The 24,685-nt window shown below is 69.0% G+C and carries 24 protein-coding genes and 2 tRNA genes; 15 read left to right on the forward strand and 11 right to left on the reverse strand.

Annotation, left to right across the window (positions count from 1 at the left end):
- Positions 1-135 precede the first annotated feature (135 nt).
- Both ACWDMM_RS03480 and ACWDMM_RS03485 read right to left on the reverse strand, forming a co-directional pair.
- Entirely contained in the window at positions 136-444 is a 309-nt protein-coding gene (locus ACWDMM_RS03480; protein WP_195077469.1) for an AzlD domain-containing protein, read from the reverse strand.
- Complete coding sequence (locus tag ACWDMM_RS03485; protein ID WP_357104403.1) at positions 444-1,139, reverse strand: AzlC family ABC transporter permease; 696 nt, start codon at positions 1,137-1,139, stop codon at positions 444-446. Before ACWDMM_RS03485 ends, ACWDMM_RS03480 begins: the two co-directional genes overlap by 1 nt.
- Before the next feature lie 613 nt (positions 1,140-1,752).
- Between ACWDMM_RS03485 and ACWDMM_RS03490 the strand changes: the two genes are divergently transcribed.
- The gene (locus ACWDMM_RS03490; protein ID WP_357104406.1) at positions 1,753-2,319 is read left to right on the forward strand and encodes a helix-turn-helix domain-containing protein; all 567 of its coding nucleotides are present in this window, start codon (positions 1,753-1,755) and stop codon (positions 2,317-2,319) included.
- A 4-nt stretch (positions 2,320-2,323) separates the two neighbouring features.
- Here ACWDMM_RS03490 and ACWDMM_RS03495 read toward each other — a convergent pair whose 3' ends face one another.
- Complete coding sequence (locus ACWDMM_RS03495; protein ID WP_195077472.1) at positions 2,324-3,025, reverse strand: HNH endonuclease; 702 nt, start codon at positions 3,023-3,025, stop codon at positions 2,324-2,326.
- Between the two features lie 243 nt (positions 3,026-3,268).
- Between ACWDMM_RS03495 and ACWDMM_RS03500 the strand changes: the two genes are divergently transcribed.
- The 4 genes from ACWDMM_RS03500 (at position 3,269) to ACWDMM_RS03515 (ending at position 6,330) form a co-directional block, all read left to right on the forward strand.
- Positions 3,269-3,673, forward strand: coding sequence for a globin (locus ACWDMM_RS03500; RefSeq protein ID WP_195077473.1), 405 nt, complete (start codon positions 3,269-3,271; stop codon positions 3,671-3,673).
- A 218-nt stretch (positions 3,674-3,891) separates the two neighbouring features.
- A complete protein-coding gene (locus tag ACWDMM_RS03505; protein ID WP_397069867.1) occupies positions 3,892-5,496 on the forward strand; it encodes a glycoside hydrolase family 13 protein in 1,605 nt (534 codons plus the stop codon).
- A gap of 104 nt (positions 5,497-5,600) precedes the next feature.
- On the forward strand, positions 5,601-5,879 hold the full coding sequence (gene ctaJ / locus ACWDMM_RS03510) for an aa3-type cytochrome oxidase subunit CtaJ (protein WP_067802579.1): 279 nt from the start codon (positions 5,601-5,603) through the stop codon (positions 5,877-5,879).
- On the forward strand, positions 5,866-6,330 hold the full coding sequence (locus ACWDMM_RS03515; protein WP_323123929.1) for a DUF5130 domain-containing protein: 465 nt from the start codon (positions 5,866-5,868) through the stop codon (positions 6,328-6,330). Before ctaJ ends, ACWDMM_RS03515 begins: the two co-directional genes overlap by 14 nt.
- 59 nt (positions 6,331-6,389) lie before the next feature.
- Here the strand turns inward: ACWDMM_RS03515 and pepN are convergent, their stop codons facing one another.
- The gene (pepN, locus tag ACWDMM_RS03520; protein ID WP_195077475.1) at positions 6,390-8,972 is read right to left on the reverse strand and encodes an aminopeptidase N; all 2,583 of its coding nucleotides are present in this window, start codon (positions 8,970-8,972) and stop codon (positions 6,390-6,392) included.
- A 217-nt stretch (positions 8,973-9,189) separates the two neighbouring features.
- Between pepN and ACWDMM_RS03525 the strand changes: the two genes are divergently transcribed.
- Positions 9,190-10,026 carry a phosphoribosylaminoimidazolesuccinocarboxamide synthase gene (locus tag ACWDMM_RS03525; protein ID WP_195077476.1) on the forward strand — a complete coding sequence of 279 codons (837 nt, stop codon included), beginning with the start codon at positions 9,190-9,192 and terminating at the stop codon, positions 10,024-10,026.
- A gap of 3 nt (positions 10,027-10,029) precedes the next feature.
- On the opposite strand, the gene ACWDMM_RS03530 is transcribed toward ACWDMM_RS03525, so the two are convergent.
- From ACWDMM_RS03530 to ACWDMM_RS03545, 4 genes are all read right to left on the reverse strand, one after another.
- Complete coding sequence (locus ACWDMM_RS03530; protein ID WP_195077477.1) at positions 10,030-10,506, reverse strand: NUDIX domain-containing protein; 477 nt, start codon at positions 10,504-10,506, stop codon at positions 10,030-10,032.
- 155 nt (positions 10,507-10,661) lie between these two features.
- Positions 10,662-11,927, reverse strand: coding sequence for an RNA polymerase sigma factor (locus ACWDMM_RS03535; RefSeq protein WP_195077478.1), 1,266 nt, complete (start codon positions 11,925-11,927; stop codon positions 10,662-10,664).
- Entirely contained in the window at positions 11,924-12,325 is a 402-nt protein-coding gene (locus ACWDMM_RS03540) for a YciI family protein (RefSeq protein ID WP_195077479.1), read from the reverse strand. Before ACWDMM_RS03540 ends, ACWDMM_RS03535 begins: the two co-directional genes overlap by 4 nt.
- A gap of 106 nt (positions 12,326-12,431) precedes the next feature.
- Positions 12,432-13,667, reverse strand: coding sequence for an NAD(P)/FAD-dependent oxidoreductase (locus ACWDMM_RS03545; protein WP_195077480.1), 1,236 nt, complete (start codon positions 13,665-13,667; stop codon positions 12,432-12,434).
- 179 nt (positions 13,668-13,846) lie between these two features.
- On the opposite strand from ACWDMM_RS03545, the gene ACWDMM_RS03550 reads away from it, so the two are divergent.
- Positions 13,847-14,488 carry a mycothiol-dependent nitroreductase Rv2466c family protein gene (locus ACWDMM_RS03550; protein ID WP_195077481.1) on the forward strand — a complete coding sequence of 214 codons (642 nt, stop codon included), beginning with the start codon at positions 13,847-13,849 and terminating at the stop codon, positions 14,486-14,488.
- Between the two features lie 39 nt (positions 14,489-14,527).
- Here ACWDMM_RS03550 and ACWDMM_RS03555 read toward each other — a convergent pair whose 3' ends face one another.
- Complete coding sequence (locus ACWDMM_RS03555) at positions 14,528-15,637, reverse strand: M48 family metallopeptidase (protein WP_323123928.1); 1,110 nt, start codon at positions 15,635-15,637, stop codon at positions 14,528-14,530.
- A 175-nt stretch (positions 15,638-15,812) separates the two neighbouring features.
- Here ACWDMM_RS03555 and ACWDMM_RS03560 point away from each other — a divergent pair, with 175 nt between their 5' ends.
- Positions 15,813-16,286 carry a ribose-5-phosphate isomerase gene (locus tag ACWDMM_RS03560; protein ID WP_195077482.1) on the forward strand — a complete coding sequence of 158 codons (474 nt, stop codon included), beginning with the start codon at positions 15,813-15,815 and terminating at the stop codon, positions 16,284-16,286.
- A 23-nt stretch (positions 16,287-16,309) separates the two neighbouring features.
- Positions 16,310-17,122, forward strand: coding sequence for an Fpg/Nei family DNA glycosylase (locus ACWDMM_RS03565; RefSeq protein ID WP_195077483.1), 813 nt, complete (start codon positions 16,310-16,312; stop codon positions 17,120-17,122).
- 27 nt (positions 17,123-17,149) lie between these two features.
- Here the strand turns inward: ACWDMM_RS03565 and ACWDMM_RS03570 are convergent, their stop codons facing one another.
- On the reverse strand, positions 17,150-18,100 hold the full coding sequence (locus ACWDMM_RS03570) for a diguanylate cyclase domain-containing protein (protein WP_195077484.1): 951 nt from the start codon (positions 18,098-18,100) through the stop codon (positions 17,150-17,152).
- A gap of 1,014 nt (positions 18,101-19,114) precedes the next feature.
- Here ACWDMM_RS03570 and ACWDMM_RS03575 point away from each other — a divergent pair.
- Positions 19,115-19,188, forward strand: a tRNA-Gly gene (locus ACWDMM_RS03575).
- Positions 19,189-19,234: 46 nt separating this feature from the next.
- A tRNA-Pro gene (locus ACWDMM_RS03580) sits at positions 19,235-19,311 on the forward strand.
- 418 nt (positions 19,312-19,729) lie between these two features.
- Here the strand turns inward: ACWDMM_RS03580 and ACWDMM_RS03585 are convergent.
- Positions 19,730-20,446: a MerR family transcriptional regulator gene (locus ACWDMM_RS03585; protein WP_195077485.1), complete on the reverse strand. Its 717-nt coding sequence runs from the start codon at positions 20,444-20,446 to the stop codon at positions 19,730-19,732.
- Positions 20,447-20,832: 386 nt separating this feature from the next.
- On the opposite strand from ACWDMM_RS03585, the gene ACWDMM_RS03590 reads away from it, so the two are divergent.
- The 4 genes from ACWDMM_RS03590 to ACWDMM_RS03605 all read left to right on the forward strand — a co-directional run bounded on the left by ACWDMM_RS03590 (position 20,833) and on the right by ACWDMM_RS03605 (position 24,682).
- On the forward strand, positions 20,833-21,165 hold the full coding sequence (locus ACWDMM_RS03590; RefSeq protein ID WP_067802535.1) for a hypothetical protein: 333 nt from the start codon (positions 20,833-20,835) through the stop codon (positions 21,163-21,165).
- 65 nt (positions 21,166-21,230) lie between these two features.
- Positions 21,231-22,112 carry an ROK family protein gene (locus tag ACWDMM_RS03595; protein ID WP_323123927.1) on the forward strand — a complete coding sequence of 294 codons (882 nt, stop codon included), beginning with the start codon at positions 21,231-21,233 and terminating at the stop codon, positions 22,110-22,112.
- A gap of 376 nt (positions 22,113-22,488) precedes the next feature.
- Complete coding sequence (locus tag ACWDMM_RS03600; RefSeq protein WP_449935781.1) at positions 22,489-23,613, forward strand: GAF domain-containing protein; 1,125 nt, start codon at positions 22,489-22,491, stop codon at positions 23,611-23,613.
- A 67-nt stretch (positions 23,614-23,680) separates the two neighbouring features.
- Positions 23,681-24,682 carry a conjugal transfer protein gene (locus ACWDMM_RS03605; RefSeq protein ID WP_323123926.1) on the forward strand — a complete coding sequence of 334 codons (1,002 nt, stop codon included), beginning with the start codon at positions 23,681-23,683 and terminating at the stop codon, positions 24,680-24,682.
- Positions 24,683-24,685: the final 3 nt, after the last annotated feature.

Consider the following 24,685-nt stretch of genomic DNA (forward strand, 5'->3'; position numbering starts at 1 on the left):
CGCGGTGAAGGGTTCCACCGTGATTTCTCGCGTAGCAAACAATTGCTCGGAAGCGATCGATGGGTAGGCGGCGCCGTCGGCAGGAGGGGACGGCGCCGCCTGCCTCTGTGCGAAACCGGCTGTCGCGCATCCCGGCTAGGCGACGCCGAGCAGGCGGATGAATGCCGTTGTCGCGGCGGCGGCGAGAATCACCAGCAGGATCGGTTGCCGGAACCAGGCCACCAGCCCACCGGCGAGAACGCCTGCGGGCACGGCGAATCCGAGGTCCGCGGTGCCCAGCGGCAGGGTGGTGACGGCCACGAGCGCGGTGAGCAATACGACGGCGCCGATCTCCAGCAGGCGCACCACACGCGCGGGCAGGCGTACTCGGTCGCGGAGTGCGGGTCCGGCCCAGCGGAAGGCGTAGGTGCCCGCGGCGAGTGCGACGACTCCGGCGGCCAGCATCACGCCGCTCCCGACACGGTCGCCTGCCGCGGCTTCTCCCGCGCCGCGACCAGCACCCCGGACAGGGCGAGCAGCACCGGCAGCCCCGTAGGCAGGAACGGCGCACTGACCAGAGCGACCGCGGTGCCGACCGCCACCGCGGCGAGGGTGGTGCGCTCCCGCAGCGCGGGCAGCACCAAGGCGAGCAGAACCGCGGGGAACACGGCATCGAGTCCCAGCGCCGAGGTGTCGGTGACCACCGATCCGATCAGCGCTCCGACGGCGGCGCCGCCCGGCCAGGCGAGCAGCACCCCCGCGCCGGTGATCCAGTAGGCCGCGCGCCTGCGTCGCGCGTCCGGTTGCGCGATGGTCATCGCGACGGACTCGTCGTTCATGAGATGGACCCCTAGCGAGCGCCGCCAACCCATGCCGACCGCATCGGGTACCGACAGCCCGTAAGGCACGTGCCGGGCGTTGACCAGCAGCCCGGCCAGCACCGCCGCGATGGGATTGCCCCCGGCCGCCACGATCCCGAGAAACAGGAACTCCGAACTCCCGGCGAGCACCACGCACCCGAGCAGCACCGGCAGCCAGACCGGAAAGCCCGCCGCGACCGCGGTCGCCCCGTAGGAAATCCCGATCACCCCGACGGCGAGGCAGACCGCCCCGATCCCGAGCAGCGCATCCCGATCCAGTGTTCGCCATATCGAACGCATGTTGTTTATAGTGGACACAGCGCCGCGCTTCGTCAACATGGTTTCCCCGGCGAAAGCTTCGTCCGGGCAAGCACCGGCGGGGCCGGGCCATTCTGCGGCAGGCGTGTCGCGGAGCATGGTGCCAGGGAGCCGGATCACCGGCGGTGCGCGAGAAGGATGGTTGCGAGATGCCCGGCGCTTCTGTTCCGGGGTGAGCCTGATCGGCACCGTGGCGGCCTCGCCCGTCCCGCTGCCTCGGTCACGCGGTTCTGGGCCGCAGGCAACCAAGGCTCGCGCCGCAACCGAGCCAGGCCGCCCAGCGCAACACCAGGCCGCCGGCGCAGCAAGAGACGCCCACAGCGCCAACAGTCCCTCGCGCAGCAAGTGCCTCGCGCTGCAGCAGGTCGTTCGCAACAGCAGGCCGGTGGCGCGACAGCGGGTGGTATCGCACGGCAGGCGTTCCCGCCGAAGCGTCAGCGCCGGGTGGAACCGCAGGACGAGACCCCACAGCCCGACCGCAGGTTCCGAGCGGAGCGAGACCTGGCATTGTCGAACACGCCGCGACGAAGTCGCGGCCGAACAAGCACAGCGAACACCAGCGCCGCAGGCGCTGGAAGAACCAACGGAGCGGGAGATGACGCAGCAAGACGCGACGACGACCCCGAAGGCGGTGATCGCCGCCGCCCTCCGCCGCGAGCGCACTCGGGCCGGACTGTCGTTGAGCGAGGTCGCCAGCCGGGCGGGCATCGCGAAATCCACCCTGTCGCAACTGGAGTCGGGAACCGGGAACCCGAGCCTGGAGACCTTGTGGGCGTTGTGCGTCACGCTGGACATGCCGTTCTCCCGCTTGCTCGACCCGCCGCGCCCGAACGTGCACGTCATTCGCGCCGGTGAGGGCCCGGTCGTGGCGGCGGAGCGATCGGAGTACCGTGCGACGCTGCTGGCGGCCGGACCGGCCAATTCTCGCCGCGACCTGTTCCGCATCACCGCCGAACCGGGGCATGCCCGCCGATCGGATCCGCATATCGCCGGTGTGGTCGAGCATGTGCTGCTGGCGGAAGGACGTGCACTGGTCGGCCCCGTCGACGCGCCTGTCGAATTACACCCGGGCGATTACATCGCGTACCCGGGTGATCAGCCGCATGTCTTCGAGGCACTGGCGTCGCCGACCTGGGCGACGCTGGTGGTGGAGTACACCTGATCGATCAGGCGGCGCCTTCGCCGAGATACTGCAACCACACCGGGTCGAGATCGGCAGTGGTGGACAGCAGGCGCCAGTGCGGGCCCTTGGGGGAGACCAGCGGGGCGCGCAGCGTCCAGCCCAGCTCACTGAGCAGTTTGTCGGCTTTGCGATGGTTGCACGGCGCGCAGCTGGCGACGCAGTTCTCCCAAGAATGTTCCCCGCCGCGGCTGCGCGGGATGACGTGGTCGATCGTCTCGGCCTTGCCGCCGCAGTAACCGCAGCGGTAGCGATCGCGGTGCATGAGGGCGGCGCGGGTCATCGGCACCCTGGCGCGGTACGGAACGTGCACGTAGGTGCGCAGGCGGATCACCGAGGGAATGGTCACCGACGTGTCGGCGGAGTGCACTACCGGTCCCTCGTCGTTGTGGTGGACGGCGTCGGCCTTGTCGCAGATGAGCAGCACGATCGCGCGGCGCGCGGACAATGCGGTGAGCGGCTCGTAGGTGGCGTTCAACAGCAGCACCCTGGTCTTGAGCCAGTTCGTGCCCTCGGACGGCGGGGCGGTGGGGCGGGGTCCGTGGTCGTGATGACCACGATGTCCACCCGGATATCGTTCGGACAAGATGTGCAGCGGAGTAGCCCCCGACCCACGATTGTGGACGTCGGCGGGCTGGAGTTGTCGGTGCGCTCGCGCCTCTGATCGGGCGCCGTGCCGCTGCTTCATCTCGACCTCGATTTCATGATTGGCAGGATCATGTGGTATCTGCAAAGCAGAGACTGTCACCCAGTTGACCATGGAATGTCGGGCATTGCACGGTGATTTTCGACAATGTCCGGTTAACTGTGGCTGAAGTGCCATTCCGGCGCGATGTTCCGGTTGCCGATCGGCGGTGCGAGGGCGGTGCGGCGGCGGTGCCGGGGCGCGGGCACAATGGACAGCGGCGCATCCGGTGAAGCGAGAGGGTCTATGACTTCGGGCGAGCAAACGGCGACGTCGTTCTACGAGGCGGTCGGTGGGGCGGAGACGTTCCGGCGGCTCGTCGCGACGTTCTATCGCGAGGTGGCCGCCGACGAAGTGCTGCGTCCGCTGTATCCGGAAGAGGATCTCGGTCCGGCGGAGCGTCGTTTGCGGATGTTCCTGGAGCAGTACTGGGGCGGTCCGCGCACCTACTCCGACGAGCGCGGCCACCCCCGGCTGCGCATGCGGCACATGCCGTTCACCATCGGGCCGATCGAGCGCGACGCGTGGCTGCGGTGCATGCATATCGCGGTCGCGGAGATCGAGCCGGAAACCTTGGACGACGAGCACCGCAAGGCGCTGCTCGACTACCTGGAGATGGCGGCCAACTCATTGGTGAACGCGCCGTTCTGACCACGCGCCCAGCACGGCGGCGATGGTGTGTTTTCTACCGCGTTGTGGTGGTGAAAAATTCGCTGATGAACAACGGGTGACGCGGTGCTTGCCCGCGAGAGACGGAGCTGAGCACCGTTTTTCGCTCATCCCGGTGACGGTGCTGAATATTTGCCCACGATTCGAAGCGGGGTGACGCCTGAAGGCTTTCGCGTCGGAACTTTGGCACTATTGCGGATGTGAGTGATGCACCAGCCTTAACGGCGCCGGTGGATCGTGCCACGCAGTCGTGGTGGCGGTCGGCCGTGTTCTACCAGGTTTATCCGAGATCCTTCGCGGACTCGAGCGGAGACGGGATCGGCGATCTCGGGGGAGTCCGGGACAAACTGGGCTATCTCGAACTGCTCGGCGTCGATGCCCTGTGGATCTGCCCCGTGATGCGTTCGCCGATGGCCGACGGTGGCTACGACGTTGCCGACCCCCGCGACATCGATCAGCTCTTCGGCGGGCTCGCCGCGATGGACGCGCTGATCGCCGAGGCGCACGCCCGCCGGATCAAGGTCACCATGGACTTGGTGCCCAATCACACCAGCGACCAGCATCCGTGGTTCCGCGCGGCGCTGGCGGCGGCTCCCGGCAGCCCGGAGCGCGACCGCTACATCTTCCGCGACGGCCGTGGCCCCGGTGGCGCCGAGCCGCCGAACAATTGGCCCAGCATCTTCGGCGGCCCGGCCTGGACCAGGATCACCGAACCCGACGGCACGCCCGGCCAGTGGTACCTGCACCTGTTCGCTCGTGAACAGCCCGACCTGAACTGGTCGAATCCCGAGGTCGCCGCCGATTTCGAGCAGACGCTGCGGTTCTGGCTCGACCGCGGGGTGGACGGATTCCGGATCGACGTCGCGCACGGCATGGCCAAACCCGACGGTCTGCCCGACATGCCGGAGCTGTCCGTCTCGGCCCTGCTCGCGCACGACGACAGCGACCCGCGCTTCAACAATCCCGCCGTGCACGACATCCACCGCCGGATCCGCAAGGTGGTCGACGAGTACCCGGACGCGGTGCTCATCGGCGAAGTGTGGGTCGAGGACAACGCCCGTTTCGGCGAGTACGTACGCGCCGACGAACTGCACCTCGCGTTCAACTTCCGCCTCGCGGAATCGGCGTTCGACGCCGACGCGGTGCGCGACGCCGTGGACAACTCGCTGGCCGCCGTCGCGCCGGTCTTCGCCGTGCCCACCTGGACGCTGTCCAACCACGACATCGAGCGGGAGGTCACCCGGTACGGCGGCGGCGCGCTCGGCGTCGCGCGGGCACGGGCGATGATCCTGCTGGAACTCGCGCTGCCCGGCGCGGTGTTCATCTACAACGGCGCCGAACTGGGCCTGCCCAACGTCGACGACCTGCCGGACGAGGTCTTGCAGGATCCGGTGTGGGAGCGCTCCGGCCACACCCAGCGCGGCCGCGACGGCTGCCGGGTGCCGCTGCCGTGGGAAGGCGCAGCGCCGCCGTACGGGTTCACCACCGGGACGCCGTGGCTGCCGATGCCGCTCGGCTGGGCGCCGTTGACCGTGGAAGCCCAGCTCGAGGAGCTGGGATCGACCTTGTCGCTGTATCGCCTTGCGATCGAGTTGCGTGCCCAGCGGCCGGAGTTCGCCGGGGACCGGATCGAGTGGTACGGCAGCCCGCCGGGTTGTCTCGCGTTCCGCAGGCCGGGTGGACTGGTGTGCGTGCTCAACGCCTCGGACCTGCCGATCCAGCTCCCGCCGGGAGACGTTCTGCTGTCCAGCGCGCCGACCGACGGCGGCCAGCTGCCGCCGAACGCGGCCGCATGGTTGGTTTGAGGAAAACCGGAAAGACCCAGCTCACGGTGGGTGCACCGGACACGGGCGGCACTCCGGCTCGACCGGACGGAGAACTACTACAGAGGATCGTCTACCTTTGATCCGTGAGCATTCTCGAGACAGTGCTGATCTTCGCCGGCATACCGCTGGTGATCTACGGCATCATCGCCGGATTGTCGTTCCTCGGTAAGCCGCTGCCTGGCGAGAAGCCGGTCCACTTCACCCTCGGTCAGAAGTGGACCGCGTCGCCGGTGCTGTGGAGTGCCACCGAAGAGGTGATCGGTTCGGGTCACCACTTCGCGGATACACCGCATGAACCCCATGCGGCCATCGAGTCCACCGCGGTGGAGCTGATCGGAGGACGGGCAAGTGGCAGGTTCTAAGTGGCCCGCGGTGGTCGAAGCCGATCTGCCGCACGGATACGCGATCACCAGTAGCGGCCGCGTCTCCGGCGTGCACGAGGCGGGCGACGTGTTCAAGGAAGCGCCGTTCGACGACGTCGAGCGGCTCACCATGGACAACGTGCTCACCGAGGCGACCCGCGCGACGAAGGTGCGTTTCAACGTCTACATCGGCGATCTGGGCGAGGACCCGGCCGCCGCGGCGGACGCGATCTTCCCCGGCACGCCCGAGGCGGCGCACTCGGTGCTCATCGCCGTCTCGCCGAACGAGAAGGCGATCGAGGTGCGCTCGGGCCGGGCCGTCGCCGACCGTGCGAACGATCGGGTCTGCCAGCTCGGCGTCACCGCCGCGCTGAGCTCGTTCCGGCAGGGCCAGCTGATCGATGGCGTGGTCTCCGCCGTCCGCGTGATGGCCGCCGCCATCGGCAGGTAGGGACAGCGAAACCCCGTACCGGCGCGTCCACCCGTCCAGGTGGACGCGCCGGTTTCGTTCTACGGCTGCGCGTCGAAGGCGCGGGCGCGCAGCGAGCGTTCGATGCCCGCCTTGCCCTCGCTGACCAGCCGGCGCAGCGCGGGCGGGTGATCGCCGGCGAGGAACTTGTCGGCGACGGCTACCGCGTCCTCGCTGATCGCCCAGTGCGGGTAGAGGCCGACCACCACGGTCTGGGCGACCTCGCTGGAGCGCCGCTCCCAGACGCCGGGCACCTCGGCGAAATACCGCTCCACGTAGTCGGCGAGCAGCTCACCCTGCCCGGCGGGCGCGAAACCGCTGACGATCGAGCGCGCGGTGACATTGGGCACCGAGTCGTCGCCCATCACCGTCGTCCACGCCTGCTCCTTCACCTCGGCGATCGGGCGCGCCGTCGCCGCGGCGGCCGCCTGCCGCTTGCCCGCCGCCGTGGGATCGTTGGCCAGCTCCTCGTCGATGACCGGCGTGTGCAGCCCCTCGGCGTCGATCTCACCCGCCGCCGCGAGCGCCGTCACGATCCGCCAGCGCAGGTCGGTGTCGACCACCAGGCCGGGCAGGCCGACCTTCGCCGGGTCGCCGTCGCGCAGCTCGCTGAGCACCTCGGTGTGCCAGGCCGATAGCTTCGCGCCGGTCAGCGCGTTGACGAAGGCGAGCTGGTGGTCGGAGCCCGGTTCGGCTTCGCGCGCCAGCTCCAGCAGCCGGTTCGCGTATTCCGGCCAGCCGGTGGTCGCGGCCCATTCCGGCTCGGCGTAGCTGCCGAGCGCGGTGTTGGCCTGCATCAGCAACCGTTGCACCACACCGATCTCGCTCTCGGCGCCGACACCGCGCTGGACCAGCGCGACGAAATCGCGGGCACGGAACTCCGCCTGGCGTGTCATCTCCCAGGCCGCCGACCAGGCCAGCGTGCGCGGCAGCGGCTCCGCGATGTCGGCGATGCGGTTGACCAGCACGTCGAGCGAATCGGCGTCGAGCCGGATCGAGCAGTAGGTGAGGTCGTCGTCGTTGACCAGCACGAATTGGCCGCGCGGCACGCCGACCAGCTCGGGTACCTCGGTGCGCTCGGCGGCGTCGAGGTCGAGTTCGACGCGCTCGGTGCGCACCAGTTTTCCGTCCTGATCGTCGTAGACGCCGATCGCCAGACGGTGCACGCGCCGCTCGCCCGCGCCCGGCTGCGCGCCCTCCTGCACGACCGCGAACGAGCTGAACCTGCCTTCGGCGTCCACCTCGAACTCGGGGCGCAGGATGTTGAGGCCGGTGGTCTTGAGCCACTGCGCGCCCCAGGTGGACAGGTCGCGGCCGGACGACTTCTCCAGCGCCGACAGCAGGTCGTCGAAGGTGGCGTTGTCATAGGCGTGGTCGGCGAAGTACGCGCGCAGGCCGGCCAGGAACGGCTCCAGGCCGACGTAGGCGACGAGTTGCTTGAGGACGCTGGCGCCCTTGGCGTAGGTGATGCCGTCGAAGTTGACCTCGACCGCGGCGAGGTCGGGGATGTCCGCGGCGATCGGGTGCGTGGACGGCAGCTGGTCCTGCCGGTAGGCCCAGGACTTCTCCACGTTCGCGAAGGTGGTCCATGCGTTGGTGTACTCGGTGGCCTCGGACTGGCACAGCACCGAAGCGAAGGTGGCGAAGGACTCGTTCAGCCACAGGTCGTCCCACCACTTCATGGTGACCAGGTCGCCGAACCACATGTGCGCCATCTCGTGCAGCACGGTCTCGGCGCGGCGCTCGTAGGACGCCCTGGTGACCTTGGACCGGAAGACGTAGTCCTCCAGGAAGGTCACCGCGCCCGCGTTCTCCATCGCGCCGGCGTTGAACTCGGGGACGAACAGCTGGTCGTACTTGCCGAACGCGTACGGGACGCCGAAGTTGCGGTGGTAGAAGCCGAAACCCTGCTTGGTCTCGGTGAACAGCCGCTCGGCATCCATGTGCTCGGCCAGCGACGCGCGGCAGTAGATGCCGAGGGGGATGTCGCCGTGCTCGTCGGTGTAGACGTCGGTCCATTGCGCGTACGGGCCCGCGATGAGCGCGACGAGGTAGGTGCTCATCTTCGGGGTGGTGCGGAAGACGTGCTTGCCCGGCTCAGCGACGAGCGTCTGCACGACGGCCGCGTTGGAGATGACCTGCCAGTCCTCCGGCGCGGTGACGGCGATGTCGAAGGTGGCTTTGAGGTCGGGCTGGTCGAAGCAGGCGAACATCCGCTTGGCGTCGGCGGTTTCGAACTGCGAGTACAGGTAGACGGCGTCGTCGGCGGGGTCGACGAACCGGTGCAGGCCCTCGCCGGTGTGCGAGTACTCGCAATCGGCTTCCACCACCAGCTCGTTGCGCTCGGCCAGGTCGTTCAGCGTGATGCCGGTCGACTCGTCGTAATCGGAGACGTCCAGCGCGGTCCCGTTGAGCACCGCCGAGCGCACGCCGCGCGCCACGATGTCGATGAACGTGCTCGCACCCGGTTTCGCGGTGAAGGTCACGGTGCTGCGGGAGAAGAAGGTCTGCTCGCCCGGCTTGCCCGCGCCGTCGGTGAGATCCAGCTCGACGCGGTAGTTCTCGACCGACACCGTCGCGGCGCGTTCGATCGCCTGGTCGCGAGTGAGATTGGGTGCGGACATAAGGCTCCTTCGTGGTCGAAGAACTGGCACGGGCGACACCCACGATGCCATTCGTCATGGCAGTTCGCGCGGGAGTTTCCCGATCAACCCTAGTGTTCACGGGCACTCGCGCGCCGGTTCGGCGGGGCGACCGCGACGGCGCGGCGGGCGCGCTCGGGGACGGCGGTATTGTGCCTGGTACAGCGCAGGTTCACCCCACGGATTCGGAGGCTCGACGTTGAAGCATGTGCACGCCGGGAAGGTGCGTGACCTGTACGAGGACGGCGACACGCTGCTGCTGGTCGCCTCCGACCGGGTGTCGGTGTACGACGTGGTGCTGCCGACGCCGATCCCGGACAAAGGCGCTCTGCTCACGCAGCTGTCGAACTGGTGGTTCGAGTACTTCACCGACGTGCCCAACCACGTCGTCTCGGCCACCGACGTGCCCGCCGAGTTCGCCGGTCGCGGCATCCGGGTCAAGCCGCTGAAGATGGTGCAGGTGGAATGCATCGCGCGCGGCTACCTGACCGGGTCGGGGCTGGTGGAGTACCGGCAGACGGGCTCGGTGTGCGGGATCGCGCTGCCGCCCGGCCTGCGTGAGGGCGACAAGCTGCCCGAGCCGATCTTCACGCCGACCACCAAGGCGTCCGAGGGGCACGACGAGTCGATCACCTTCGCGGACGTGGTGAACCAGGAGGGGCGTGAGGTCGCCGAGCGGCTGCGCGAGCTGACCTTGCACATCTACGCCCGAGGCGCCGAGCACGCCGCCGAACGCGGTGTGATCGTCGCCGATACGAAGGTCGAATTCGGCTGGGACGGTGATGTGCTCACCCTCGGCGACGAAGTGCTGACGTCGGATTCGTCGCGGTTCTGGCCCGCCGACGAGTGGGAGCCCGGCCGCGCGCAACGCTCGTTCGACAAGCAGTTCGTCCGCGACTGGGCCACCTCGACGGGCTGGAACAAGGAGGCGCCAGGCCCGGAGATCCCGGCCGAGATCGTCGCGGCGACCCGGCAGAAGTATGTGGAGGCCTACGAACTCGTCACCGGCCGCAGCTGGGCGGGCCTGCCGCGCTGACGGTCAGTCCGCGAGCAACTCGGCCAGCCGATCCAGACAGGGTCGCTGCCCCGCGACGAGCTTGTCTCGCGCGGTGGCCGTATCGAACCACTCCGCGCGGTCGACCTCGGGGAACTCCGCGAGGCGACCCGAACGCGGCGGCCATTCCAACTGGAAGGTCCCCGGTACCACGGCGGCGGGATCGAGATCGCCTTCGACCGCCCACACGGTGAGGATCTTCTTGCCGCCGCTGTAGCGCACCTCGCCCAACGGCAGCCACGTGCCAGCCGGGACCGGCAGCCCGAGCTCCTCGGCGAACTCGCGGCGCGCCGCGGCCTCGGCGTCCTCCGTCTCCGGCTCGTACTCGCCTTTCGGAATCGACCACGCGCCGAGGTCTTTTCGCGCCCAGAACGGACCGCCCATGTGTCCGAGCAACACCTCGGCGGCGCCATCGGAGTTCCGGCGGAAAAGAAGGACTCCCGCACTGTGTTTGCCTGCCACCCGGGATAGTCTGCCCGGTCGCGATCGGCCGAGTGCCCTCGCGTGGCGGTGCCCGGCGCGTCGCCGGAGCAGACGCTTCCGACGAACGTATCGCCGGCTTCCGGTGACGCCGAACCGGGAATGGCGCCGCCGCCCACCTGAAGCAAGGAATCCGCTCAGTCGGTGAGGTTCACCCGCGCTTCGTGTCGCAGCCGTGCCGCACGGATGGTCAGATAGTCGCGCTCGGGCACGCTCGTCGTGCGCGCGGCCGCCTTGGTGTAGCAGTCGATGGCCGCGTCGACCGCACCGGCCATCTCGTACAGATGGCCGCGCACGGCGTCGAGCCGGTGCGTGCCGGACAGGTGGTCGTCGAGGGTCTCGACCAGCGCGAGACCCGCTTGTGGTCCCGCCACCATCGCCGTCGCCACCGCCCGGTTGAGCGTCACCATCGGATTGTCCGAGAGCCGTTCGAGCCGGTCGTACAGCGCGAGGATCTTGGTCCACTCGGTGTCCTCCGAGCGCGGAGCCTGCGCGTGCAGGACCGCTATGGCCGCCTGGATCTGGTACGGCCCGCGCAAGCCGCCTGCGAGCGTGCCGGTGACCAGGGTCGTCCCTTCGGTGATCAGCGCACGATCCCACCGCGCGCGATCCTGCTCGGCCAGCGGGATGAGTTCGCCGTGCGCGCCGGTGCGTGCGGCCCGGCGGGCGTCGGTGAGCAGCATCAGCGCGAGCAAACCGGTGACCTCGCTGTCTTCGGGCAACAGCCGGTGCACCGCTCGGGTGAGCCGGATCGCCTCGTCGGACAGGTCCGTCCGCTGCAACGTGTGCCCCGAGCTGCTGGTATGGCCCTCGTTGAAGATCAGGTACAGCACGTGCAGCACCGCGCCGAGCCGCTCGCGCCACCGCTGATCGCCCGGCTGCGCGAAGGGACGCTCGACCGTGGCCAGTTTCTTCTTCGCCCGCGTGATGCGCTGCGCCATCGTCGCTTCCGGCAGCAGGAAGGCGCGGGCGATCTGGTCGGTGCCGAGACCGCCCACCGCGCGCAGCGTCAGCGCGATGGCGGCGGCGGGCGTCAGCGCCGGATGGCAGCACAGGAACAGCATGGTGAGGGTGTCGTCGTGATCGACGGGCACGGCGTCGGTGACCTCGCGGTCGAAAGCCGTGGTCTCCCTGCGCCGCCGAGCCACCTCCGCGCGCACGGCGTCGGCCATCCGGCGCTGCGCGACCTGGATCAGCCAGGCCCGCGGATGGTCCGGCAGGCCCTCCCTCGGCCACTGGGTCGCGGCCGCGAGCAGCGCTTCCTGCAGCGCGTCTTCCGCGGTGTCGAAGTCACCGAACCGGCGGACGAGCGTTCCGAGGACCTGCGGCGCCAGTGTGCGCAGCAGGTCCTCGGTGCTCGCCGGGAGCGGTGTGTCGTCGGGCACCGCACTCCGGTCGCTCATTGCTCGGTGGCGGGGGCGCCCATCACCGCGCGAACTTCGATGTACTCGCCGATCGGTTTACCGCCTGGGCCGGGTGCGGCGGAGGCCTGCGCGGCGATCTCGTAGGCCCGCTCGGGGCTGTCCACGTCGACGATCCAGTACCCCGCCAAGAACTCTTTGGTCTCCGGGAAGGGCCCGTCCGTGACCACCGGCGCCGACCGGCCGTCCGAACTGACGATCCGCGCCTCCTCCGGACCGGCCAATCCCTGCGCGTCCACCAACTCGCCCGCCTCGGCCAGTTGCGCACCCAGCGCGCGCTGGAAGTCTATGTGGGCCCGGATCTCTTCCGGGGACCATTCGTTGATCGGTGTGTCGCAGTACGCGGTCGGCCCGTAGGTCTTCAGCAGCATGTACTTCATGATCGGTTTCCTCTCCGGCGTTCGGTCGGATGCAGCGCGCGGGTGGCGCTCGCGATGGGGTCGGAGCGCGGCGCGCGCATTCGACACATCGCGGAGGTGATCCACGTCACAGCGGCGCCGAGGTGTCGGCCAGCCGATCCGGATCCACCGGTTCGCCCGCCAGAATCAATTCCTTGATCCGGTCGGTGACGTCCCAGACGTTCACGTTCATCCCGGCCAGCACCCGGTTGTCGGCGTCCAGCCAGAACGCCACGAATTCACGTGCCGCCTTGTCGCCGCGCACGACGACCCTGGCGTGCTCGCCCGGCGCGGCGAACCCGGTGTACTCCATGCCCAGGTCGTACTGATCGGTGAAGAAGTAGGGCAGCCGGTCGTAGGAAGCCTGCTTGCCGAGCATGGTCGCGGCGGCGACCGCGGGCTGATTGAGCGCGTTCGCCCAGTGCTCGACCCGGACCCGCCTGCCGAGCACCGGGTGCTGCTGGGCGGCGATGTCGCCGACCGCGACGATGTCCGGATCACTGGTGGCCAAGCGCTCGTCGACGAGCACGCCGTCGTCCACGGCGAGTCCGGCGTCGGCGGCCAGTTCCACGTTCGGGCGCGCGCCGACGGCGACCAGCACCGCGTCGGCCTCGATCGTGCTGCCGTCGCCGAGGCGCACGCCGTTGGCGACCGCGGTGGCGATGGCGTCCTCGGTGGTGATCGCCTCGACCTGCGCGCCGAACCGGAAGTCGACGCCGTTGGCGCGGTGCAGGTCGGCGAACACCTCGCCCATCTCCGGCCCCAGCACCGCCAGCAGCGGCAGGTCGGCGCGTTCGACGATGGTCACCGCCACGCCCGCCGCCCTGGCCGCGGCGGCGACCTCCAGGCCGATCCAGCCCGCGCCGATGATGACCAGCCGCCGCGTCGCGCCGCTGAACAGCTCGATCAACGTGTCGGAGTCCTCGATGGTGCGCAAGGTGTACACGTTGGGCGCGTCGGCGCCGGGAACGGGCAGGGTCCGGGGCGTGGAGCCGGTGGCGAGCGCGAGCTTGTCGTAGGAGAGCGTGGAACCGTCGGGCAGGGTGACCGTCTTGGCCGCGGGGTCCAGCCCGGTGACGGTGGTGCCCAGCCGGACCTCGATGTGGTGATCGCGGTACCACTGAGCCGGATCGATCGTGAACTCCGGCAGCGACTTCTTCCCGGCCAGATGCTCCTTCGACAGCGGCGGTCGATCGTAGGGCAGGTGCTCCTCGGCGCCGATCAGCGTCACGGTTCCCTCGAAGTCGTTGGCGCGCAACGCTTCCGCGACCTTGGCCGCGCCCAGTCCGCCGCCGACGATGACGAAACGCTGGTCAGAACTCATCGCGGACTCCTTCTCCGAAGGGAACCAAGCTCCTGCCGGTCAACCCTACTGGCAGCCGTGCGCGCGGCTCGGGAAAACGGGCGCCGCGGGTGGGAACGAATCGCGAGCCGCCGTGGTTGCTCGGTAGGGCGGCGCAGTGTGCGGCCGCCTGTCCGCATGCGATCGAGAGGAAGCCGCCCGTGACCGACGAAGCCACCAAGGACGTCGCCGATTTCTGGTTCGACCCGCTGTGCCCGTGGTGTTGGATCACGTCGCGCTGGATCCTCGAGGTCCAGCAGGTGCGCGACATCGAAGCCCGATTCCACGTGATGAGCCTGTCGGTGCTGAACGAGGGCAAGGATGTGCCGCCGCAGTACCAGGAACTACTGGACACGGGGTGGGGCCCGGTCCGCGTCGCGATCGCCGCGGCGCAGGAGCACGGCGACAAGGTGCTGTCGCCGCTGTACACGGCGATGGGCACGCGCATCCACAATCGGCGGGCGGAATACGAACGCGAGAGCCGCAAGGAGACCCTCGCCGCGGTGATCGCCGACGCGCTGGCGGAGGTCGGCCTGCCCGCCGAGCTGGCCGCGGCCGCCGAGAGCACCGACTACGACGAGGCGCTGCGCAAGAGCCATCACGAGGGGATGGACAAGGTGGGGCCGGATGTGGGCACCCCGACCATCCACATCAACGGCACGGCGTTCTTCGGTCCGGTTCTGTCGCGGATCCCCCGCGGCGAGGAGGCGGGCAAGCTTTGGGACGCTGCGGTGGCGCTGGCGTCCTACCCGCACTTCTTCGAGCTGAAGCGCACGCGGACCGAAGATCCGTCGTTCGACTGAGCACCGTGCCCGGGTGCCGTCGCGCGGCACCCGGCCCGGTCACAGCACGGACTTCGGCGGGCCTGCCGGCGCCTGGCCGTAGGAACTCGCGTAGCCGCCCGTGGGCACAGCGGCGCCCGCGGGCGGCGCGGGGCGCAGGAACAGTTTCCCGTGCCTGCTGCGATCGCGCAGCGCCCACATCCGCCAGGTGAGCACCGGGTGGCTGGACAGAGCGTTCACCATCCAGACGAAGAACCCCTTCTCGACGGCCGCCCGATCGGCCATCTCGTCGAAGCCGACCAGCCGGTTCATGTACTTGCCCGCGGCGAGCGTGCCCATGGCGGCGGACGCGCCGGTGTGGCGATTGCAGAAGCCGTGGTTGTCGGCGGTGTACTCCTGCGCGCGGATCAAGCTGTTGCCGATGATCGGCAGGAACGGCACGAGGAACATGCCCAGCTGCCGCCAGTACGACGTGTGCCCGGCCGCGATGTGACCCACCTCGTGGCCGATGATGAACGCCAGCGCGTCGGGTTCCCGTGCGGCGCCGCCGATCTCGAACAGGTCGCTGTAGACCACCACGTAGCGCCGGAACCCGTGTCCGCTGGCGAACGCGTTGATCTGGCCGTTGCCGAGCACCACGTACGCGTCCGGCACCTTCGCCATGCCGAAGCGGGCGGCGGCGTCCACCACCATCTGATAGCCCTCGGGGAACTGCGTGGGCGACATCTTCACGCCGTTCACCCGCTGGCCCGCGTAGTTGATACCGCGACCGAACCACAGCAGCAGCGGGGCGGCCGCGAACGCGAGGACGTATTGGTCGAAGTTACCGGTGGCGAGCAGCAGCAGCGCGATCAGATACGCGAGCACGGTGAGCACCACCACGACGACGAGCATGGGGATCTCCCAACTGTGCCGGGCGGGCATGCCGAACGGTGACAGGCCGCGCGGCTGCCGCTGCGGCGGCGCCACGGGCGGCACCGGGGCGCCGGGGTAGGACCCGTAGGGCGCCGGGTACGCAGCCGGGGGCGCGGACGGATACGAGCCCGAGGTGTACTGCTGGCCGTAGGACGCGGCAGGCGTGCTCTGAGCCGGGACCCACCCACCCTGCGGGGCGTACGGGTCGGCCTGTCGGCCCGCCTGGTCGGACGGCTGGGGTTCGAACGGCTGCATGGGATGAACTCTATTCAGTTGCCGGGAAGTGGGTCGGCGCGTCGGCGGTGTACGCGGGCGCTGTGGCCGTGAACACAACTGGCGCATCAGTCGATTCGCGCAGGCCCGCCGCGGTGTTAATGGCGGGGCAAACCCTCTCGCCGCCGCGACGCGGTCACCTGACACAATGCCTGGCATGCGCGTTTACCTGGGTGCCGACCATGCCGGTTTCGAACTGAAGAATCACGTCAAGGCCCATCTGGAGCAGGCGGGCCACGAGGTCGTCGACTGCGGCGCGCTCGAGTACGACGCGCTGGACGACTACCCCGCCTTCTGCATCGAGGCGGCCCGCCGGACCGTCGCCGACCCGGGCAGCCTCGGCCTGGTGTTCGGCGGCAGCGGCAACGGCGAGCAGATCGCCGCGAACAAGGTGCCCGGCGCCCGCTGCGCGCTGGCCTGGAGCGTGGAGACCGCGAAGCTGGCCCGCGAGCACAACAACGCGCAGCTGATCGGCATCGGCGGCCGCATGCACTCGACCGAGGAGGCGCTGGCCATCGTGGACGCGTTCGTCGCCACCCCGTGGTCGGGCGAGGAGCGCCACCAGCGGCGCATCGATATCCTGGCCGAGTACGAGAAGACCGGCGTCGCCCCGGCGGTACCCGCGTACTGAGCGCACCGGGATCGTAACCGGCTGTGCCGGAAGGACATACGCTGCACCGCCTCGCGCGGCTGCATCAGCGTCGCCTCGCGGGCGGTGTGGTGCGCGTATCGAGCCCGCAGGGCAAATTCGCCGCGGGCGCTGCCCGGGTGGACGGGCAGGTGCTGACCAGAGCCGAGGCGTGGGGCAAGCACCTGCTGCACCACTACGACTCCGGCTTGGTGGTGCACGTGCATCTCGGCCTGTACGGCACGTTCACCGAATCCGCGCTGCCGATGGGGCAGCCGGTCGGGCAGGTCAGGATGCGCCTGTTCGGGCAGCGGGACGGGCAGCCCGGCTTCGGCACCGATCTGCGCGGACCTACCGCCTGCGAGATCCTGCTTCCGCCCGAGGTGACGGCGCTCACCGACCGGCTCGGGCCCGATCCGCTGCGGCGCGGCGCCGATCCGGACCGGGCGTGGCGGCGCATCCATCGTTCCCGTAGGCCGATCGGCGCGCTGCTGATGGATCAGCAGGTGGTCGCCGGGGTCGGCAACGTCTATCGAGCGGAATTGTTGTTCCGCCACCGGATCTCGCCCCACCGTCCCGGCACGGAACTGTCCGCGGGCGAATGGGCCGACATGTGGTCGGATCTGGTCGCGCTCATGCGGGTGGGGGTGCGCGTCGGAAAGATGGTCGTGGTGCGGCCAGAACACGATCACGGCGAGCCCTCCTACGCCCCGGATCGTCCGCGCACCTACGTCTATCGCCGCCAGGGCGCCCCGTGCCGTCTGTGCGGCACGCCGATCGCCCATCAGGTGATGCAGGCGCGGAATCTCTTCTGGTGCCCCACCTGTCAACCCGGCTGACCCCGGCCGGCCGCGTGGCAGCCCGGGTCAGCCTGCGACGGCGGTATCGATGTCCGGCTGGTCCGCCAGCGCGAAGCGGCGGCCACCCGCCGTCTTCGCGGAGTACATCGCGCGATCGGCGCGGCGGAGCAGATCGGTGAAATCGAGCGGGCTGCCCGGCGGGTTGTAGGCGGTGCCGACGCTCGCCGACACCGGAACGGGGCCTGCCGAGGACCAGACCGGGTCGCGCAGCGCGGCCACGATCCGGTGCGCGAGGTCACCGAGGTTGTTGTGGTGCGGGTTGGTCGCGAGCACGAATTCGTCGCCGCCGTACCGGCAGATCACCGTGTCCGGCGGGCAGGCTTCGCGCAGTCTGCCGGCCAGTTCGACCAGCACCTCGTCACCGATCGCGTGCCCGTAGCCGTCGTTGATCTGCTTGAACCGGTCCAGGTCGATCAGCAGCAGCCCGACGCCGCGCGTCGGGTCGGTGGCCATCAGGCGCACCTTGTCCTGCAGCAGCGTCCGGTTGGCCAGATCGGTGAGCGCGTCGTGGGTGGCCTCGTGGCGCAACCGGTGCTGCAGCGCGGCGATCTCCTGCACACGCAACGACACCTTGGCCGACAGGTTCTGCTCCTGTTGCGCGAGAGCGCGCTCCTGGAGCGCCTGTGCGTAACTATCGATGGCCTGGCTGGCGATGAAGGGCCAGCGTGTGGCCACCAGGGAACCGGGAGCGCCGGAGGGGAAACCGAGCAGCCAGCGCGTGGCCTGCGCCAGCATCCGGATGCGGTCGAACGGCGCCTCGGCCAGTCGCGCGCCGAGCATCCGTGCTTCCGGGACCGGGAACGGCTCGGACCTGGCGAGCGTGAGCAGGCGCTCGACGATTTCGATCAGCACCGGTTCCAACTGCTGGGGCGCCGCGCCCGAACCGGGCTCGGCGCAGACCGCACGGGCCCATGCTCGGGCCATGGCGGCTACCGGGGGCTCGATGTCGGTCGACATCGGACTCACCCGGTGTGGGCGACGTCGGTACCCGGGTGCCCTGTAGTCACACAGGCGCCGGCGTCACCCTGATCGTTCCCACTGCTACGCGGTTGTGTCCACCTGGTTCGGCGCACGGTCACCGCCCCCTTTCCAGATACCCCCGTCCGGCAAAAAGGATCCTAGCAAGCCACTCGGCATCGAAAAGCGGCGATTTGCAACGTGTTCTCGACGCCAGGCGAATGGCGATCGGGTATGTGATCGTTCCCGTCGCGTTGGTGTTACACCCGATTCCGGTTCGCCGCAAAATCGCGCCGCGACGCGCTGGCGACACGCGGTGCGAGGTGTGCGGAGAGTGGGGCGTGAGCCGCGGTGACGGTCCGGACCGGCCCCGCGCCGCCTGCCTCACGAGAATCGGTTCTCGCACGCGACGTCCTCGTCTTCCCTGTCGAGTTGCGGATGGTTGTTCCTGGCGTGTTGCGGGTCGCCCGCACGTGGTCGTCCGGCCGGGGCGGCTCGGGGTGTGTCCGCCGTCGCGAGGCACGAGGCCGGAGACCTCCGGGAACGGGATGAGGGCGCCTTCCCGTCGCCGCCCTGCCGGGAGCCGGGTTGCCGTGCGATCGGCCGAGTGTTCGCCGGACGCACTTCTCGGCGCGCACCGCCCGCTATGCCCGGTGGGGCGGCCGTGGCCGCCCCATACGCCGAGCGCGTCGGCTGTGGCGGCGAGTCCTGCGGTCCTCATCGGAATTCCCTCGAGCGAAGTTCCTGGCGTGACATGTGTGTCATCCGAGTTTCGCCCACCGGAATCCGACACGCCAGAGTTTCAATGAAAAATCACCTTTAAAATTTCCGATCGGCGCGGTATCGAGTGCCGACGGGCCTGGCGTGCGACACTGGTGCGGCAACCCTCGAGCGCTCCGCCGGGCAACCTGCGACATCGCGCTGCGCGGGGGGCTGATTGGCGTTTCGCAAGCCGGGTTCGGTACAGTCGGATCGCACACGACATCGTGGCGATCCCATCGGTGTCGTATGCCTGCGGGTGTAGTTCAATGGTAGAACCTCAGCCTTCCAAGCTGATGGTGCGGGTTCGATTCCCGTCACCCGCTCCACGGAGTATTCATCCTCGCCTGCGGTTCCGGTCGCAGGCGAGGGCCACGGGGTGTAGCGCAGCTTGGTAGCGCATCCGCTTTGGGAGCGGAGGGTCGCAGGTTCAAATCCTGTCACCCCGACCATCGTTCGGGGGCGAGGTTCGCACAGGGCTGATCGGTAGTCGGCGGTGGGGTCGCGGGCGCGGTCCGCTTTGAGATGAGCATGGCCATCGCGGCGCCGGCCTTCCGCGGATCGGTATACCTACGTATCGCAGAGGAATTCACGCGGGCGGGAACGGGTGGACAACGCGCAGCCGCTACGAACGCCCGGATCACCGCTTCCGTCTTCGGGTCGGCCGCCGGGCACCCTGTGGCAACCCTTCGGCACCGGTCCTGCGTAGCCGAGTTCGGCGATTCGCCGAGCCCCGCGTTGGACGGGCTACGAGCCATTCCGTCCGCCGTCCCCGGCGCAGCACTCGAAAGGCCCGAAGGATTTCGTCTACTTAAGTATTGGACGGTGCCGGAAGGAAATTGGAGAACGGTCGGTTCGCGGCGCGCGCTGTCACTGTTCGGCTTGCGCTTGCGGGGTGGTCGCCACCGGCGGCAGCTCCGAGTGCCGGGCGAATGCCTGATCGATCAGTTCCGACGTGGCGCGGGTGACGATCAACCGGGCGATCGCCAGGTCGGTCTCCAGTTTGGTGCGGTCGCGCGGGGTGCGTGCGGACTCTTCGTAGGTCTGCCCGGCCAAGCGGAAGAACAGCTCGGTGGCGAACCGGTCGGCGATGCGATCGCAATCGGCGCGCAGGCGTTCGACCAGCTGGAACGTGTCCTGCATCGGCAGCCCGGTGTCGTGCAGCCTGGTCGCCAGATCGCAGCACCGCGGATTCGTGACCCGATACGCCTCGAGCGGGTCTTCGCTGGAGGCCAGCGCCTGCTTCGCGTAGTCGGGCAACTCGGCGTAGCTGTCCTGTGGCTCGGTGGTGGCTTCCGATTCCGGTTCAGCCGCGTTCTGGTTCTTCACGCCGAGCACATCGGCGAGTCCGTCACCGCGGTCCCAGGCTTCGAGCAGTTCCCTGATCCCGTTCAGCTTCATGCCCCGCCCCAGCAAGCGGCTGATCGTCTGCAGCCGGTTGAGGTGGTCCGACCCGTAATACCCGATCCGCCCGCGCACCTCCGGCGAGGGCAGGAGACCTCGCTCGTGGTACACGCGGACGCTGCGCACGGTGGTGTCGGCTGCCCGCGCCAGTTCGTCGATCGTGAATTCAGAGTCCGCAGCCATGTTTAAAAGGAAACCATAGTAGAGCCCCCGTGGAAAACGGTCCGTTTCATAACGTGCCGTTAAAGACGGTAGCTGGGTGTTGCTTCAAGGTCAACGAGCCGTTACATAGCGGCACAAAGGGTTGTGGTCTGGGCAACAGTGGGCTACCGTGCGTAGACCAGCTTATCGCGGCTGGGTTCCGGGGACTGTTGAGCAGCCCTGATGACGTCCGATCCATGGGCCACGCACCTGCCAGAGGTGTGTGCTCGGCATCCCCGGAGATGGCTATGAGCATTACGCGAACCCTTCCGATGGACACGGGATCCATTGCACCGGCAAAGATCTCGTCGATTCCGGCAAAGTCGAACCAGCGGCCCCCGTGCGCCGACGTCCCGGACAACTGGGACATGGACACCGGGAATCCGGATGCCTGGCGAGCGGCAGTGCGCACCTGCCAGAGTTGCCCCTTGCTCGCGCAGTGCCGCCAATTGGCGCAGGCGCTGACCACCCGCGGTGACGGTCCGCGCGCGATGATCTGGGCGGGCGTCGCCTATGACAACTCCGGCAGCGTCATCGAGAACCTGGACCGCCACCGCGCCGCGCCGATCGACCACAAGCGCCCGATGCGCATCATCCGCAACGGACCGCGTCCGCTGCGCACCGTATCCACTCTTCCCGCTCCCCGCAGGCACATCGTGCTCGGGCAACCCCTCAAGCCGACCGGAACCGACGGTCTGTGACTATGCTGCGTGCGGTCTTTCGCGTCGAGTCCTCCGGTGGTGCGTAACTCATGACAGTCCTGGCATTGGCAATCGGTTCGTCGGGCTTCGCGGCCAGCCGTATCGCCGACGACGTCGATACCGAGGACATCCGGAGGATTCCGATCCCGGAGGCCGACGCCTGGGATGAATGCAGCCAACTGCTGCTCGAGGTCGCCGGCGGTGGCGAGGTCACCGACCTCGGCATCGCTTCGGCCGGCCCGATCGACATGGCGGCCGGTGTGATCGCGCCGCCGGACGTTCCGCAGTGGCGAACCGGCTTCGGCATCGTGGAAGCCGCGCGGAAACTGTTCCCGAAAGCGACCGTTCGGCTCGCGCTGGACGGCGTCTGCCTGGCGATGGCGGAGCGAACTTTCGGCGCGACGGGCGCCGTGATGGACAGCTTGGCGATCGATGTCTCCGATCGCATCGCCGGCGGGGTCACGGTGGGCGGCTTCGCCCTGGTGGGACGGACCGGCAACGCCGGGCACGTAGGCCATGTCCTGGTGCCGGGCTTCGACGACCGGTGCGCCTGCGGCGGCCGCGGCTGCTTGGAAGCCGTCGCCGGTGGCCTGGCGGTGGTGCGCTGGGCGCAGGAGCAGGGCTGGGCGGGCACATCGATCCCGGAGCTGCTCGAGGCCGCCCGCGTCGGCGAGGACATCCCGGCCGCGGCGCTCGGCCGGGCGGGCACGGCGCTCGGCCGGGCGATCGCCTCGGTGGCTGCGCTGCTCGACCTCGATCTCGTCGTGCTCGGCGGCTCGCTCGCCGAGGCGGGGCCCGCGCTGTGGAAGCCGCTCGGCGAAGCGGTCGCCACGCACGCCAGGCTCAGCTTCCTGCCCGGATTGCGGGTGGTTCCTTCGCGGCTCGGCGACGCCGCGACGATCATGGGCGCGGGCGTGCTCGCCCTCGCCGGCGCGGCCGCCGCCTGATCGACCGCGGGGAAGGCTCATGGCGAGGGGGACCGCGCGCCGCCGCGCGTGGCATTAGCCAAGAGAGTGCCATCGGCTCCCGGGTGCGGCGTCCGTTGTTCTCGCGCACCGGTTTGCGATGGATGTGCCGTTGGGCCGCGCGCCGGTCGAGGAGCGGGTCTGTCGTAACTCCACGTGAACAAAATGAACACCCGCGCGCGTGTCCGGTGAACATGACGCAGACTGCAGGAGAACCGGCCGCCATGTCACGGGTTGATTGAGCCGCTAAATAACGGTACATTGCCTGAGTCGCAAGAGGTCTCATCCGGGTTGAGGCGGATCCGGAGGAACGGCTGGTCGGGCAAGTGCGAAGCGAAGTGGCGCAGTGATTCCATGGGTGACTATCGAGACGTTGGCGCCGGACGGTATGTCCGTCGCCTCGGTGGGGGATGCACCGCGTGAGTTCGCGAGCTGGCAGCGAGTACTGCAGCGAACGCTGTCCAAGACGCCCGCGTTGTACGACAAACTCACCACCGCGGCGCTGACGGAGGCGATCCATACCGCGCACGATCAAGCGCGGGACGTCGACCTGGCCATCCAGACGCGCGCGGGAAGGCATCAACTGCTCATCCGCCCCATCTTCGGCCCGGCCGGCGACGTGCACGCGGTGCGGCTGTGGCTGGGCCCGGCGTCCGAACGCGTGCCCGCGTTGCGCCCGGCGGTGGGCGCCATCTGGGACCTGAGCAGTCAAACCATTCAGCAACCGAGCGGCATCACGCGGCTGTCCGGCAGCACCGCCGAACAGTACGTTCCGCGGATGTCGATCGCGGAACTGTTCCACCGGGTGTCGAGTTTCGATCGGCACGCGGAGGTTCTCGATCTGCTGTACGACCCCAAACCCGGTGAGCGCATGCAATTCGACACCACCGTGGTGCACGGATTCGGGCGTCCGGCCCAGTGGCGGATCACCATTCGCGCCCGGGACGACGAGCGCACCCGTGGCGCTTGGTGGCTGATCGAGGACGTGACGTCGGAGAACGCCCCGGCAGCGTGGCCGACCTTGGAGCGAATCGGATTGCGCGAGGCGCATCGCCGCGCGGGCACGCATCTGGCCGTTGTCCAGCTCGAGCACACCAGCATCTCGCACTGGCTCACCGATCCCGCGCCGTGGGTCCGGTGGGACTATCTCTTCCGGCCCGTCGACGTCTTCCATCCCGAGGACCGTCCGCGGCTGGTGGAACTCGGCGACCGGCTGCGGTCGGGCGACAGCGCCGGTGTGACGTTGCGGGTGCTCAACTACGGCGGCGGTTACACGCCGACCTCGCTGCTGCTGTATCCCTATCCCGGGTACTCCAGCAGACAGCTGGCGATCGCGCAGCTGGTGCGCGTGGCCGACGACGTTCCGTTGCTGGAAACCCATCGTCAGGTCCTCGAGCCACGGCAGCGCAGCGCGCCGATCGGCTATGACGAACAATTGCGGCATTGGCTCGCGGGGAGAATGAAAAGCAGCCCGGCCTGCTGATGATTAGTTCCCACGGATGGGAACTACCGGCCGGTTAAGAAGGCCTGTGCTCTCTACCATTTCGGGAGTGAGGACAGTGGTTCGGGGACCGGCAGATTCGGGTGAGGCGCTGCTTCGCCGGATGGCCGCCCGCCGCCGTCGCGACAACATCGTGGTCGCGGTGCTCGCCGTGCTCGCCGTGCTCGGCGGTGGCCACGCGATCCTCAGCGTCTTCGATTCGGGCCCGCCCGCGCCGTCGGACGATTCGACGACGGCAATCGTCGGGCATGCGCAATTGGCCGGTTCTTTCGCCGAGCAGTTCGTCGTCGCCTATCTCACCGCCGTTGGGGGACAGCAGGATCGAATCGGCGAATTCGTCGGTTCCAATCAGCAGATCACTTTGCCTTCGTCCGCACGTCAGGTCTCCGACCCCGCGGTCGTCTACGTTTCGCGCGCGGTCGCGGCGGGCGGGCTGGAAGTGTGGTCGGTGACGGTGTCGGTCCGCGTCGGCAAACCCGGAGCCGCCGCATCCGACCAGCGGCAGTTCTACCGGGTCGCGGTGTCGCTGACCGATGGGCGGCTGCGTGCGCTGTCCACGCCCGCTGTGGTCCAGCCCCCCGGCAAGGGCGTTGACCTCAAACTGGCCTACGGAGCGCCCTGTGCACCGGATACGCCACTCGGCCAGGTCGCCTCGGGTTTCCTCAGCGCCATGCTGACCGGAAACGGCGACGTCGCCCGCTACACCGTCCCGGATTCCGGGCTGGCCGCGCTGAAGCCGTCCCCGTTCACCGCCGTCGAGCTGACCTCGCTCACCACGGACGATTCCAGCTGTGGCTCCGGCGGCGCGAAGGCCCAAGTACTGGCCACCGTCAACCCCAAAGCCGACACCGGCGCCACCGCGACATTGGCTTATCCGCTCACCATGATCCGCAACGCGGGCCAGTGGCAGGTGGTGTCCATCGATCCGATCCCCGCATTGTCGAGTCCGCTTGCGGTGGTGGTCGGCGGGGATGCGCGCGGCGGAGCGCCACCTACGTCGACCACGACTTCCTCGCCGACGGTGACGATTCCGCCGGCGACACAGAACTGATCC

It is taken from the genome of Nocardia sp. NPDC003726 (genome assembly GCF_053586955.1).